Source organism: Candidatus Pelagibacter sp. IMCC9063 (assembly GCF_000195085.1).
Lineage (GTDB): Bacteria > Pseudomonadota > Alphaproteobacteria > Pelagibacterales > Pelagibacteraceae > IMCC9063.
In genome coordinates, this window is sequence record NC_015380.1 from 832,677 (window position 1) to 846,190 (window position 13,514).

Here is a 13,514-nt window from a genome sequence, read left to right on the forward strand (position 1 = left end):
CTTTGGTATTAATTTAAGAAACCAGATAAGTCAGGTGCAACAGGCGATCCAAATGGTTTTAACACAATAGAAAATGTCAAATTGTTGCTAGGCTTAAGTTCTTCATCCTGATAAAATATTTTTGATAAAGTCAGACCAATTTTCAGACAATCACTTTCATAATTTGTTTCAATAAAATTTCTTTCCGTAAAGTCTTCTTGTAAGTTTTTTCTTAACCCCATTGAAAAGCTTAGATTATCTTTAAATTCTCTTTGGTATTTCGTTTCGACATAATGTTTTGAGCCTATCTTGCTTTCCTCATAATAGCTTAATGATAAATTGTTATTATTGTTACTAAGTGTGGTGATAATTTCATTTTTTAAAAAAGTGTTAAAATTTTTGTTCAGTATGTAATTGTAATCAATATCAAATTGACCGCCGCTAAACTTCTCACTGCTTACTTTAAATGAAGCATTGCCAACATAGTCTGACTTTTTTTCTTGAAGGGAAGAGCTCTTTGGCATTTCTTTTAATCTACTTTTCTTTAAAATTTGACCCATTGAAAATCCCGCATCTAGATATACTTCATTTTTTAAATTTTTTTTATTTATGTTGTATTCAGCCCCGTATCCAACACTTGCTCCGGTTTCAATGTTTGTTGAACTGTTGGTTCTGTCCATTGAAAGAATATCCTGGTAATTTAATATTTTGTTTTGATCAGCAGCATTTTCCATTGAACCTGTGGTATATTTTGAAAATATAATGGGACTAATAGATTGTTCAGTTTTGTCGTTATATTTTACCAACGGGTAATTATTCTCCATAGCTAGTGTTAAATAGACATCATTATTCAAGTTTTCTTTAGCATTCTCAACATTGTCGTTATAAATATTAATATTTTTTATAGATGTCTTAAAAATACTGCCCATTCCTTGAATCGATTTTGTCTTTTTTAAATCGCTACTAGTAGAAATTTTATTAATTTGATGTGTTTGGTTGATATTTTCACCTAAATTCTTCGCTGAAAAATCATTGCTAAGGTTGATTGATTGATCAAATCTTCTAAAAAAATTATTGAAAGTTACGGATGGCAGGGTGTACTGATATTTTTTATTATGCTTTTCTTCGTTTAGATTTTCATAAACGTAAGCTTCTAGAGTTAGTTGCTTGCTATCCTCGTAGGAACGTAAAATTATATCATTTTGCAAAGCCGATATATCTTGCTTAATATTAGGAGTGTTTATTTGATGAACTTTTAAATAATTTTTTTGAGAAATTTTCTGAATATTCATTTCCAGATCGTTGGAAGCAAAAATCAGATCATCATAGCTACCCAAGAAATTAAAGAAAAAGTGGTTTCTTGACCCTGGTGTTCTTGCGATTGAAGACCCATCATCACTTTTTTTATTTAATTTTTTATAACCCTGAGAATAACTCGTATCTACATAAAGCTCACTATATTTATTTTTTTGTCTATACTCTCCTAAGAAAATAGAGTTTTCTTCTGTGTAATAAACTGGAGTAAAAGTAAAATCTTTGCTATTACCAATTTCTAAAAAATAAGGAGTCTTGAATGATCTTCCCAAATCTGTAAAATTTTTAATTGAAGGTGGCAAAAAACCACTCTTTCTTTTAACACTTGGATCTGGGTGTGAAAAATAGGGAGTGTAAAATACAGGAACGTTTCTAATATTGACGAGAACATTTTTGTGGTAAAGCATTTTTTTATTCTTATCGTGAGTTGTTTTAGATGAAGTAACGCTCCAGTCAGGACATTTTTCCAATATACTAGCACTCAAACCTTTATCAATTGCGCATGACGTGTAGGTATTTCTTTTTTTACCTGATTTGTCTTGGTTAATAATTAAAGTTCCCTTCTTTCCATCAATTTCAGCAGAAGCCCCTTCAAGTGAACTTTTATCGGCCATTTGACCTAAAAAATTTTCCCCAGAACCTTTTTGCAAGTCTTCATAGTATTCAAAAAGAGAAAATTTAAAATGGTCACCTGCATTATTAAAATAATTAACATTACCACTAGCTTTTATTTTTTTTAATTTTAAATCATAAAAAAACTCATTAGCTTCCAATCTGCTTCCTTTACCATCAAGATAAATAGACTTTTCAGAAGTTAATATTGTGAAATCTTTTTTATTATATATGATTTTATCAGAGTAGATTTCTTTACCAAGCTGATCCTTTGCATAAGCGTTCCCAGATGCAATTATTAAATTTTTATCATCTTCGTAAGTAATTTTTTTTCCTTGAATTTCATAAAGTGAATCTTCTCCATAAACAGGAAAAAAATTCATTAAAAATGAAAAAAAAAATACGAAAAATAATGAAATTGTTTTAGCGTTCATTGATCCTAATTAGATTTATTGTGCTAAGAATAATAATTAATCCCACGGGGGACCACACTGAAATTGCCAAGGGTAATTTGTTGCTTAAACCGAAGGATATAGACAGGTCATTTAAAAAATATATACAAACGCCTAAAATAGTACCAAAAAATAAATACATAAAAGTGTTATACTGTTTATTGGCACCCATTGTAAATGTGGTAGATACAAGAATCATTGCAAATAAATAAAAAGGAAGTGATAGGTATTTATGAAACTTTACCCTCAATTCTTCAGCAGAATAGCCCCTGGAATTTAGTGTTTTGATGGTTTTAAACATTTCCCAAAAAGAAACTGTATTAACATCAGTAAAATAGTTTTTTAAATCGTTAATATTAATTGACGAATCAAAACTCATTTCTACTAGAGAGGCATCATTATCTTTTTTGCTATCTGATAAAGATTTTTTTTCTTGTGTAACTTGAGTTTTGTTTAGTGACCACCTTTTTTGATTAATTGTAATTTTTTCACTGTCATATCTTTTAACAAAGTTGAATCCCTGATCTAAGTTGTAGATTGTAACATTGTTTAATATATTAAAATTATTCTTTTCAATCTTGTCAGCACGAATAATATTATATCCACTGGTTGTATTTTCCATGAACCAAAGACCCATCTTATTCATAACAATCAAATTATCATTAGAAGAATATATACGCTTTTCCTGTTCATAAAAATTTAAACTAGCAGATGAAATAGAAGTAAGAAAAAAAATTATAAATAGCCCACATATAAATGAAATTATAGACGGTATGAGAATAGGTAGAGTTTTGGAAATTCCTGCTAACAGCATGGTGTTTACTTCGTTATTTTTTTGAATCTTTACAAAAAACAATATTCCAGAAAATAAAAAAATAAATATAGAAAGTTCAATAATAGTAGTTGGTGTTTTTGCAAGCGTGAGTATTGTTGCCATCCAAATAACATTTTCTAATTTTTTATCTTTTAAATAAATAAGTTCACCAACAGAGTTAATCAAAAGAGATAAGGAAAAAAAAACTAAAAAAACTAACAGCAAGGAGAATATAAATTCTTTAGAAAAATAATAAATGAGTTTTGATGGGTATAAAGTATTCATTTAGCCAAAGGTTCGTTTTGAATAAATTTATGTAAGAAAAAATATATTATAATTCCCACACACATTGGAAATGAATATAAGAAATATTGAAAGAAAATATTAGAAGAGCTTAAGCTGATCAGTATTTCAAAAAAAATAATGAACAAAACACTTAGGGAAAATATTGAAAATCTTAATTTAACTAAATTAAATTTCTCATTATTTCCATATAAAATAAAGCAGCATAACAATGCAATAATTGGAATAAACAATGGTTTGAATATTCTTTTGTGAATTTCAAAGATAGTATTATTTTTTTCTTTTCTATTGTTTTTAAGCTCATTAAATAACCACAAAAGACTTCTTTCTTGAAGTTTGGGATAGGTGGTGAGATTGCTTTTGTATTTCGTAAAATCGTATAAAGTTTCTTCAAATTTAATTATTTGAATTTTTCCATTTTTATTTTTCTGATGAATAAAACCATCAATTAATTGTAGGTAATTTTTATTATCTACATTTAAAACTTTTCCTTGCTTGGCTATGATTGTCTTGTTGTTTTCAAATAAATACACCTTTTCCAAATTGCCTCGATTATCATTTTCACCGACATATACAGTTAAATTCCTGAAAGGGGAGTTGAAGTTATTTTTTTTTACCAAAGCATTAACAAATGTAAACTCTGAATTTGCCAATATATTTCTTGAAATTAACCCAGTCATTGGCGCTAAATAAATGTATAGAAAAAATGCCACAAATGTAGGCACTAATGATATTTTAAGAATTGTCCAAACTATTGTTTTTTTACTTACTCCCGATAGCCAGTAAATTTCCATTTCTTTATTATTTTGAAATTTAATGATGGATATAAAAAGACTAATTAAAAAGCTTATTAACATCATTTGAGAAACAATCTTAGGAAGCTGGTAAAGTATGTATGGAACATACACACTCATAGATAGCCCCATGTCTGTAATAAGATATAAAAATCTAGCCGATTGGGCGATCCAAATTAAGAAAGACAAAGTCGCCAAAACAAAAGCATACGATCTTAAAATTTCAGCAATAAAATAGTTGTTCAGCTTGTTTTTAAACATAAAATATGTAAATAGTAATTCTTTTTTAACTATTATATATGTTTAATATCTCATACAATTTAAATAAAAAGTCTCCAGCATGTGTAATTTTTGCTGATAAAAATCTTAAATTTTCTAATTATTTAAACTATTTTAGCAAGAATCAGTTAGATCAAATTTTTCAATTAAAAGAAACTTTCGTAAAAGATGGTCATGCCACAGGCGACCTTTGGGAAAAGGGTAAAAAACATAAAATTATCATATTTAAAATTAAGGATAAAACCAATGACTATGACGCCCAAAAAATTGGTGGCCTAGCATATTCAGCTTTAGCAAGTTTTAAAGAAGCGAATGTATTTTTTGAAGGATGTTCACTTGTAGAAAAAGCATCAAGTTCTTTTTCTTCTAATTTCTTTCTAGGTTTTTATTCTAAAAGCTACTCATTTAAAAATTACAAACTAAAAAAAGACATTGAAAAAAAAATACTAAAGTCGCTTTCAGTAGTTACTAAGAAAAAAGATCAAATCACAAAATCGATTAAGTACGCAAAAAATGTGTACGACGGTATTGAAGAAACTAGAAATTTAGTAACCTTGCCAGCAAACATTTTAAATCCTAAAAAATTTGTAGATGAAATCAATAAACTAAAAAAAACAGGGTTATCCATTGAGATTTTAGATGAAAAAAAAATGAAGTCCTTAGGTATGAATGCTCTTTTGGGAGTTGGCCAAGGTAGTACTAATAGTTCTTACTTGGCAATCATGAGATGGAATGGTGATAAATCATCGAAAGAAAAGCCAGTTGCGTTTGTTGGAAAAGGTGTTTGTTTTGACACTGGAGGAATTTCTTTAAAGCCTGCAAGATTCATGGAAGACATGAAATACGACATGGGTGGAGCTGGAACAGTCACAGGTTTAATGAAAACCTTAGCACTTAGAAAAGCCAAAGTTAACGTTGTGGGTGTAGTAGGCTTAGTTGAAAATATGGTCGATGGAAACGCACAAAGACCAGGCGATGTGGTGATCAGTTATGCAGGACAATCTATAGAAGTTTTAAACACAGATGCGGAAGGACGGCTAGTTTTGGCAGATGCTATCGCTTACACAGAAGATAGATTTAAACCAAAATTTATTATCAATCTTGCAACTTTGACAGGAGCTATAGTAGTAGCATTAGGAAATGAGTATGCTGGACTATTCTCAAATAACGACAAGCTAGCTCAACAAATTCACGACACAGGAATGAAAGACAACGAAAAAGCATGGAGATTTCCACTACATGAGAATTTTGATCGTTTGATGGATTCTAAAATCGCAGATCTACAAAATATTAATTATTCGGGAGGTGCTGGATCTATAACAGCAGCTCAATTCTTGCAAAGGTTTATCAGACACAAAACACCATGGGCTCACTTAGATATAGCGGGTATGGCATGGATTAAAAAAGATACAGAAATTACCCCAGAAGGCGCTACAGGTTATGGAGTAAAATTACTAAACAGACTAATCAAGGAGCATTACGAAAAATAATATGGAACAAACGTTATCATTAATTAAGCCGGACGCAGTAGAAAGAAATTTGATCGGAAAAATTGTAACTGTTTTTGAAGAAAACAATTTAACCATTAAAGAAATAAAAAAAATTCATGTAACTCTAGAATTTGCTCAAAAATTCTATGAGATGCATTCGGAAAGACCTTTCTTTAAAGACTTATGTAGTTACATTAGTTCAGGACCTTTAGTGGCTATCGTTTTAGAGGGAGATAATGCCATTCAAAAGAACAGAGACTTAATGGGAGCTACGAACCCAAGCGAAGCTCAAGAGGGAACTATCAGAAAAATGTTTGCAATATCAATTGATAAAAATTCTGTACACGGATCTGATTCTTCTGAAAGTTCTAAAAGAGAAATAGATCTTTTTTTCAAACAATAATTAGCAAATTTTATTAAGAGCGATGGGGTAAATTTGGTGTTCCACTTTTAATACTTTTTTAGAAAGAGTGGTTGCTGTATCTTTCTTAAGAATTTTAACTTTCTTTTGTAAAATTATTGTTCCAGAATCTAATTTAGAAGTCACATGGTGAACCGTGCATCCTGAGTATACATCTTTATTCTCGATAGCTCTAGCATGAGTTTTTAGGCCCTTGTATTTGGGTAGGAGCGAAGGATGTATATTGATAATTGGTATTTTGCATTTCTGTACAAATGTTTTAGATAAAATTCTCATAAAACCAGCCAAGCATATAACGTCAATATTTTCTCTACTGATTAAGAATAAGCTCTTCCGTTCAAATTCACTCATTTTTTTATCAATAGAATAAGACTTAATTTTTTTGGACTTAGAAAACAAAATGCCCTTGGTATCTTTTTTATTTGAAATAACTAGATGGATAGTAAATTTGGATGATTTAGTTTTTGAAAATTTATAAAGATTTTTTAAATTAGAACCTCTGCCTGATAAAAAAACAGCAATTTTTTTTTTAAAATTTGAGATTGCCATCAAAGGTAATGTTGGAGGAAGAGGAACCAGTGACAGTTCCAATTACATAAGGCTTGTAAGGAGATTTAAATACTTTGGTAATTTTTGCTATATTGTTAGTTTTGGCAAATACGACAAATCCAACACCACAATTAAAAGTCTTCAACATCTCATTTTGATCAACCCCTTGTTTACCAATCCAAGAAAAGATTTTTTTCACCTTAACTTTAGTAAGATCTATTTTGGCCGAAACATTTTTTGGCAACACTCTAGGAATATTTTCTGCTAGTCCACCGCCGGTAATATTGCAAGCTCCATTTATTAAATTTTGTTCAAATAGTTTTTGAATTTCTTTAGTATAAATTTTAGTAGGGGCTAGAAGGTCTTGGTATAGCTTTTTGTTTTTTGCGGTATAGGTTATTTTTTTTCTTTTAAAATTTTTCTAACCAATGAAAATCCATTCGAGTGGACACCAGAAGAGGGGATGGCAAGAATAGTATCCCCCTTTTTAATTTGCTGGCTTTTTAAAATTCTTTTTTTATCTGTAACACCCACAGAAAATCCAGCTAAATCAAAACCATCTTTGGAATAGATCCCAGGCATTTCTGCAGTCTCACCACCTGCTAAGTAGCATTTAGAAATTTCACATCCCTTGGCAATACCTTTTAAAATCGATTTGTATTTAGAGGGAACAACCTTACCAATAGCTATATAATCTAGAAAAAATAAAGGTTTGGCTCCTTGAACAATCAAGTCATTGACACACATAGCCACTAGGTCAATTCCAATCGTGTCATATTTTTTAGTGATATTAGCTAATTCCAATTTTGTCCCAACACCATCGGTAGCTGACACCAATACGGGGTTTTTTATTTTGTACTGAGAAAGATCAAATAAAGAGCCAAAACCACCTATATTTTTAAATGATTTAATAGTGCTACCTTTGATCTTTGTTTTGTTTGATAAATTTGAAATATATTTTACAAGTCTACTAGTAGTGTTGATATCAACACCACTTGTTTTGTAAGTAAATTTTTTTTTTGACATAATAAATATGACTAAATTTTATTTTATTAAAAGCTTCGCTAAAAGCATCAAAATTATTTTGTTGTTGTTATCTTTTCTATTCACTGCAACTTACAGTTATAGCGATGCTTATAGAGTTGAAAATGTAATTATTCAAGAAAGCTTTCAAAATACAAAAAATTTTAGACAAAATTTAATAAATAAGGGAATTATTAGTTCCTTCCAAACCCTCTCTAAAAGAATTTTATTAGAATCTCAATTTTGGAAAATCAAGAATATCGACTCAAAATTAGCCAAAGAGATGACCAAGACGGTTAGCCTGCAAGGAGAACGAAAAATAGATAACAATTACGAAATTAATTTGTCGGTTGTTTATGACAAAAACAAAGTTAAGAATTTTTTTAATTCAAGAAATATTGCTTATACAGAAACGATCAGTCAGCCCATTATGTTATTTCCCATTATTAAAGAGAATGACACGATCACTATTTGGGAGAATAATTTTTTTTCAGCAAATTGGGATAAATCTAAGTACTCCAGTTACTTTGTTTCCTTCTTAGTTCCAGAAGGCGATATTTTTGATCAAAAAAATTTAATACTAAATATGGATAACATTAGAGACATTGATGAAAGACAGATACTTCAAAAATATAACTTAAACAATTCACTTATAGTTCTAATAGACTTGGATACCCAAAAAAGTAACGTACAATATGAGCTTAATTTGTCTGGCGTTTCTTATTATAAAAAGATTAAAAAAGAGTTTAAAAATGATGGAAATAAAGAATCTCAGTTTTTAGAATTGATAGACGAAATTAAATATTCGGTAGAGAATTTATGGAAAAGTAAAAATACCGCTTTTTCAGATAGTGAGCTGTCACTAGAGTTTACTGCTCCACTCAAAAGCTTGAAACAATTGAACAAGTTAAGAAATGAATTGTTAGCCAATGCCTCTATTAAAAAAATTAATACCTTAGAAATTTCATCCAAAGTACTGAAAGGAAGAATATATTACACAGGCAGCCTTAAGAATCTCCAAGAAGGACTGGAAGACCAAAGTATTTTTTTAAAAGAAAATTTTAGCTCATGGGTCATTAGTTTCAATGGGTGAGCAGCAAATTTTTAATCTAAGCACGGAGGAATATTTCTTCGAAGAAGATTTTTGTATTTCACAGAGCAACCAAGATGTTTGTAATTATCTCAGAAAATGGCCCAATTGGGATGATAACATTATCAATATTTTTGGACCTAAAAAATCTGGAAAAACTTTTTTATTAACCGTGTTTGAGAGAAAAAATTCTTTTTTTAGAATTTCTGCAAACACATTAAATAAAGAAACTGTCTCTTCTGCTTTATCTCAAGACCGTCTAATTATTGAGGATGTCGAAGAGAACACGGATGAAGAACTCCTTTTTTTGTTGTTTAATGAATTTAAAAATAACAATAAATATTTAATATTTTCCTCCACACAAGACTCCTCTCGCATTTCTTTTCAATTACAGGATCTTTCCTCTCGTTTTAAATCAATGTTAAATTTAGAAATTTCCAATCCTTCAGACACGCTTCTTTGCTCTGTGTTAATGAAACAACTTTCAGAAAAACAAATTACCATCAAGAAAGAACTGATTACACACACTATCAAAAGAATAGAACGATCGTACGATTCTGTAAATAAATTTTCTGTTATGATTGATGAAGAAAGTCTAAAGAATAAAAAAAAATTGACCTAAAGTTAATTAATTTAGTTTTGTCTAAAATTTAAAAAGCTAGCGTATTTTTCTTAATTTTAATTTTTAGATTTTTTTTGACTAGCTGGTCAGTAATTTTATAAAATATTTTTTCTCTCCATTTGCTATTTTTTTTAAGGCCATCTTCCAGATAAGCAATAGTATCATTTTTATTAGATATTAATTGTTCTGAAATATTTTTATTCTTAGAGACTTCAGATCGAATGATATTAATCAGCTTAATAATATTGTCATTAGTAATTTTGTTATTATTTTTCTGTACCTTAATTTTTTTAAATTTGTTTATGAACATTTTCTTTTCTTGAAAAGTTAAATTCTTATTCTCTTTAATATCTTTGTGCTCTTTGTTTTTTATGATCGTTAAAATACCTGAGTCTGGGAAAATCCAATTTTTGGGTAGATTTTTTTTTTGTGCTAATTGCTCTCTTGTGTGCAGCAAGCTTTGAAAGCTTTTGTTGTTGATTGTCTTACTGTTCATTTTTTTTCTTATTAGGCTGCTAGTGATAGTTTCGCTTGCTTGGTCGATGATAGACATTTCTTCCTTAAAATAGGAAAAGTTTTTATTTTTTTTTAATTCTTTTGAAAAGAAAGCGTACAGGGGCTTTAAATATTTCACATCATTTTTTAAATATTCGATAGTTTTTTTATTTACAGGTCTTTTTAACCAATCACTATTTTGTAGTTGCTTATCCAAGCTTACTTTACAAATTTTTAATACAGCATTAGCGTAAGAAATAGGCTGTTCAAACCCGCAAAATTGGGCTGCTGTTTGTGTGTCAAATAAAGAGTTGAGGGGTAGTTGGAGGTGTTTAAAAATTTCTAAATCTTGCTGAGACCCATGCAATACCTTGGTAATTTTTTTATTATTTAACACTTTCGATAAAGCTTCTACCTTGATGTCGGTAAGGCAGTCGATTAGCCAAAACTTAGTTCCATCATAGACACTTATAAATGACAATTCTGAATAGTAGGTATTACGTCTGTCAAACTCAGTATCTATAAACAAAACTTTCTTCCTAGATGCTAGTTTGCAAAATTTTTCAAGATCTTGGTTGGATTGAATGATCATTAACTTTTAATTGATTGTTTTTTTTAATTATTAAATGTATTTATTTTTTGGAGATACATAGTGAATATTTATAGAACACACAATTGTAATGAAGTAAGAGCGTCGAATAGTGACGAAAAGGTTACTTTATCAGGCTGGATTCATAAAAAACGAGATCATGGAAATCTAGTATTTATAGACCTAAGAGATAATTACGGCATGACTCAATGTGTAGTTCAAAAGGACAGCTCTCATTTTGAAGAAATAGAAAAATTAAAATTAGAAACCGTTATTAAGATCACTGGCTCTTGTATTAAACGAGCAGCAGATGCGATCAATGCAGAGCTGGATACTGGAGAGATGGAAGTGGTAGTTGATTCTATGGAAGTACTAGGATCTTGTGGTGAACTTCCAATGCCCGTGTTTAGTGATCAAGAATATTCAGAAGATATAAGATTAAAATATCGTTTCTTGGATCTTAGAAGAAAAAAAATACATCAAAATATTATCCTTAGATCTAAAGTGATCTCTTTCATTAGAGATAAAATGAGTCAGCTTGGATTTTTAGAATTCCAAACACCTATTTTAACAGCTTCCAGTCCAGAAGGAGCGAGAGATTTTTTAGTTCCTAGCAGATTAAACCCAGGAAAATTTTACGCCTTACCGCAAGCACCACAACAATTTAAGCAATTAATCATGGTAGCGGGATTTGATAAATATTTTCAAATAGCTCCCTGTTTTAGAGATGAGGATGCTAGAGCGGATAGGAGTCCAGGCGAATTTTACCAATTAGATATTGAAATGTCTTTTGTGGAGCAGGAAGATATCTTTACTATTTTAGAAAAACTCATGAACGACGTGTTTTCGCAATTTTCTAAGAAAAAAGTTATTTCCAAAGTGTTTCCTAGAATTAGCTATGACGATGCATTGTTAAAGTACGGGACCGATAAGCCAGATCTTAGAAATCCATTAATGATTTATGACACTACCGATCTATTTCTTAGTGAGGAAGTTAAATTTGAAATCTTTAAAAAGTTAATCAAACAAGGCTCTTTAGTCAGAGCTATCAAAACGACTAAAACATCCGAACAACCAAGAAGTTTTTTTGATGGAATTGATAAGTGGGCTAAAGAACAGGGCGCATCAGGTTTGGCTTATCTTACTATTGAAAATAATAACAATGTTCTTTCTGGTAAAGGACCTATCGGAAAATTGTTTTCTGAAACAGCTATTAAAGAATTGATGAAACTTTGTGAAGCAGAAGTGGGAGACAGTATCTTTTTTGCCTGTGGAAAAAAATCAGAGGTAGAAAAATTATCAGCAATCGCAAGAGATAAAATTGCCAATGAGTTAAAACTAATAGATGAAAATACTTTTGCCTTTTGTTGGATTGTGGATTATCCGATGTTTGAACAAGATCCTGCTACTAATAAAATTGATTTCAGTCACAATCCTTTTTCCATGCCACAAGGAAAGATGGAAAATATTGATTTTAATAATCCTTTAAATATTAAAGCGTATCAATATGACATTGTTTGTAATGGTATCGAGCTATCCTCAGGCGCAATTCGAAATCACAAACCAGAACTGATGTACAAACTGTTTGGTATTGCTGGATATTCAAAAGACCAAGTAGATGATAAATTTAGCGGTATGATTAACGCTTTATCGTATGGTGCTCCACCCCATGGAGGGATTGCACCGGGATTAGATAGAATTGTTATGCTACTTGCAGATGAGAAAAATATTAGAGAAGTAACCATGTTCCCTATGAACCAAGGAGCTCAAGACTTAATGATGAATGCTCCTAGTGACGTAACTGATCAGCAATTGAAAGAGTTGAATCTAAAAAAGATTAAATAGCGTTTTTACTTTTAATATTAAGTCTAACGTTACTAAGATCTACTAGTTTTTCTTTATATTGATTTCTTACAAAGCCTTTACTAGTAATATTTTTTAAGACATCTAAAAACTTATCCTGTTCTGCATTTTCTTCTTCCGTGCCCATATCTGTTTTTTTGATAGAGGGTGTATGTGCTAAATCTTCTCTGTTTAGATAAGATATTGCTAACTCTCTAAAGATATAATCTAAAATAGAAGTCGCACTTAATATTCTATCGTTTCCAGCAATTTTTCCAGAAGGTTCAAATTTAGTATCGATGAATGCATCTACGTATTCTTCTAGAGGAACTCCGTATTGCAAGCCCAAAGATATAGCTATCGCGAAGTTGTTCATTAGTGATTTCACCAATTCACCCTCTTTATTAGTATCAATAAAAATCTCTCCGACTTTACCGTCGTCATACTCTCCAATGTGTAAATAAACTTTATGACCACCGATTTCAGATTTTTGAATATAGCCTTTTCTTCGGTCAGGCATTTTCTTTCTACCATTGAAAAACTTACTATCTTTTACAGCTGCAACCCCTTTAACTGGTGCAGGTTCTGATTGAGCTGCTGAATGTATTAAATCTTTGATGATCTCTTGTTTTTCAGCAGGGGTAGAAGTGTCTGAAGATAGTCCCTTTTTAATATCGCTTAAAGCTTTGGTTTTTCTCTTATTAAATTTGATGTCAATTAAGTCAAACTTCCCATCTTTTCTGTTCTCTAGATCTTTTAAGCTTTGGTTGGTTACTTCCTCTAGCTGGTGGGTAATTTTAAATAAACAAGTGTAGAAACTTTCTGCTAAGTATTTGCTCATATTTT

Annotated in this window: 13 protein-coding genes; 5 read left to right on the top strand and 8 right to left on the bottom strand. The window is 30.3% G+C overall.

What is annotated here, in order from left to right; all coding sequences use genetic code 11:
• Positions 1–8 precede the first annotated feature (8 nt).
• Genes SAR11G3_RS04390 through SAR11G3_RS04400 form a run of 3 tightly spaced genes read right to left on the bottom strand, consistent with a single transcriptional unit; the run spans position 9 to position 4,529 of the window.
• A complete protein-coding gene (locus SAR11G3_RS04390) occupies positions 9–2,339 on the bottom strand; it encodes an LPS-assembly protein LptD (protein ID WP_013695579.1) in 2,331 nt (776 codons plus the stop codon).
• The gene (locus SAR11G3_RS04395) at positions 2,329–3,456 is read right to left on the bottom strand and encodes an LptF/LptG family permease (protein ID WP_013695580.1); all 1,128 of its coding nucleotides are present in this window, start codon (positions 3,454–3,456) and stop codon (positions 2,329–2,331) included. The genes SAR11G3_RS04390 and SAR11G3_RS04395 overlap by 11 nt, the downstream gene beginning before the upstream one ends.
• Positions 3,453–4,529, bottom strand: a complete 1,077-nt coding sequence (locus SAR11G3_RS04400) for an LptF/LptG family permease (RefSeq protein ID WP_013695581.1) — start codon at positions 4,527–4,529, stop codon at positions 3,453–3,455. The genes SAR11G3_RS04395 and SAR11G3_RS04400 overlap by 4 nt, the downstream gene beginning before the upstream one ends.
• A gap of 38 nt (positions 4,530–4,567) precedes the next feature.
• Here SAR11G3_RS04400 and SAR11G3_RS04405 point away from each other — a divergent pair, with 38 nt between their 5' ends.
• On the top strand, positions 4,568–6,037 hold the full coding sequence (locus SAR11G3_RS04405; protein WP_013695582.1) for a leucyl aminopeptidase: 1,470 nt from the start codon (positions 4,568–4,570) through the stop codon (positions 6,035–6,037).
• Position 6,038: 1 nt separating this feature from the next.
• Positions 6,039–6,440 (top strand): nucleoside-diphosphate kinase, encoded by a 402-nt coding sequence (ndk, locus tag SAR11G3_RS04410; RefSeq protein WP_013695583.1) that lies wholly within the window; start codon positions 6,039–6,041, stop codon positions 6,438–6,440.
• Here the strand turns inward: ndk and purN are convergent, their stop codons facing one another.
• Genes purN through purM form a run of 3 tightly spaced genes read right to left on the bottom strand, consistent with a single transcriptional unit; the run spans position 6,441 to position 8,033 of the window.
• Entirely contained in the window at positions 6,441–7,007 is a 567-nt protein-coding gene (gene purN, locus SAR11G3_RS04415) for a phosphoribosylglycinamide formyltransferase (RefSeq protein WP_013695584.1), read from the bottom strand.
• Positions 6,988–7,407, bottom strand: a complete 420-nt coding sequence (locus tag SAR11G3_RS07545) for an AIR synthase-related protein (protein ID WP_315861714.1) — start codon at positions 7,405–7,407, stop codon at positions 6,988–6,990. The genes purN and SAR11G3_RS07545 overlap by 20 nt, the downstream gene beginning before the upstream one ends.
• Positions 7,404–8,033, bottom strand: coding sequence for a phosphoribosylformylglycinamidine cyclo-ligase (gene purM / locus SAR11G3_RS07550; RefSeq protein ID WP_013695586.1), 630 nt, complete (start codon positions 8,031–8,033; stop codon positions 7,404–7,406). The genes SAR11G3_RS07545 and purM overlap by 4 nt, the downstream gene beginning before the upstream one ends.
• A gap of 7 nt (positions 8,034–8,040) precedes the next feature.
• Here purM and SAR11G3_RS04425 point away from each other — a divergent pair, with 7 nt between their 5' ends.
• Both SAR11G3_RS04425 and SAR11G3_RS04430 read left to right on the top strand, forming a co-directional pair.
• Positions 8,041–9,123: a hypothetical protein gene (locus SAR11G3_RS04425; RefSeq protein WP_013695587.1), complete on the top strand. Its 1,083-nt coding sequence runs from the start codon at positions 8,041–8,043 to the stop codon at positions 9,121–9,123.
• Positions 9,116–9,742 carry a DnaA ATPase domain-containing protein gene (locus SAR11G3_RS04430; protein WP_013695588.1) on the top strand — a complete coding sequence of 209 codons (627 nt, stop codon included), beginning with the start codon at positions 9,116–9,118 and terminating at the stop codon, positions 9,740–9,742. The genes SAR11G3_RS04425 and SAR11G3_RS04430 overlap by 8 nt, the downstream gene beginning before the upstream one ends.
• A gap of 28 nt (positions 9,743–9,770) precedes the next feature.
• Here the strand turns inward: SAR11G3_RS04430 and SAR11G3_RS04435 are convergent, their stop codons facing one another.
• A complete protein-coding gene (locus tag SAR11G3_RS04435; RefSeq protein ID WP_013695589.1) occupies positions 9,771–10,829 on the bottom strand; it encodes a ribonuclease D in 1,059 nt (352 codons plus the stop codon).
• A 60-nt stretch (positions 10,830–10,889) separates the two neighbouring features.
• On the opposite strand from SAR11G3_RS04435, the gene aspS reads away from it, so the two are divergent.
• Complete coding sequence (gene aspS / locus SAR11G3_RS04440; protein WP_041862365.1) at positions 10,890–12,671, top strand: aspartate--tRNA ligase; 1,782 nt, start codon at positions 10,890–10,892, stop codon at positions 12,669–12,671.
• On the opposite strand, the gene SAR11G3_RS04445 is transcribed toward aspS, so the two are convergent.
• Positions 12,664–13,509, bottom strand: a complete 846-nt coding sequence (locus SAR11G3_RS04445; RefSeq protein ID WP_013695591.1) for a TSCPD domain-containing protein — start codon at positions 13,507–13,509, stop codon at positions 12,664–12,666. The genes aspS and SAR11G3_RS04445 overlap by 8 nt on opposite strands.
• Positions 13,510–13,514 lie beyond the last annotated feature (5 nt).

Coding starts and splice junctions, on each gene's coding strand:
- SAR11G3_RS04390 (WP_013695579.1), bottom strand. CDS start 2,339: ATGAACGCTAAAACAATTTCATTATTTTTCGTATTTTTTTTTTCATTT.
- SAR11G3_RS04395 (WP_013695580.1), bottom strand. CDS start 3,456: ATGAATACTTTATACCCATCAAAACTCATTTATTATTTTTCTAAAGAA.
- SAR11G3_RS04400 (WP_013695581.1), bottom strand. CDS start 4,529: ATGTTTAAAAACAAGCTGAACAACTATTTTATTGCTGAAATTTTAAGA.
- SAR11G3_RS04405 (WP_013695582.1), top strand. CDS start 4,568: ATGTTTAATATCTCATACAATTTAAATAAAAAGTCTCCAGCATGTGTA.
- ndk (WP_013695583.1), top strand. CDS start 6,039: ATGGAACAAACGTTATCATTAATTAAGCCGGACGCAGTAGAAAGAAAT.
- purN (WP_013695584.1), bottom strand. CDS start 7,007: ATGGCAATCTCAAATTTTAAAAAAAAAATTGCTGTTTTTTTATCAGGC.
- purM (WP_013695586.1), bottom strand. CDS start 8,033: ATGTCAAAAAAAAAATTTACTTACAAAACAAGTGGTGTTGATATCAAC.
- SAR11G3_RS04425 (WP_013695587.1), top strand. CDS start 8,041: ATGACTAAATTTTATTTTATTAAAAGCTTCGCTAAAAGCATCAAAATT.
- SAR11G3_RS04430 (WP_013695588.1), top strand. CDS start 9,116: ATGGGTGAGCAGCAAATTTTTAATCTAAGCACGGAGGAATATTTCTTC.
- SAR11G3_RS04435 (WP_013695589.1), bottom strand. CDS start 10,829: ATGATCATTCAATCCAACCAAGATCTTGAAAAATTTTGCAAACTAGCA.
- SAR11G3_RS04445 (WP_013695591.1), bottom strand. CDS start 13,509: ATGAGCAAATACTTAGCAGAAAGTTTCTACACTTGTTTATTTAAAATT.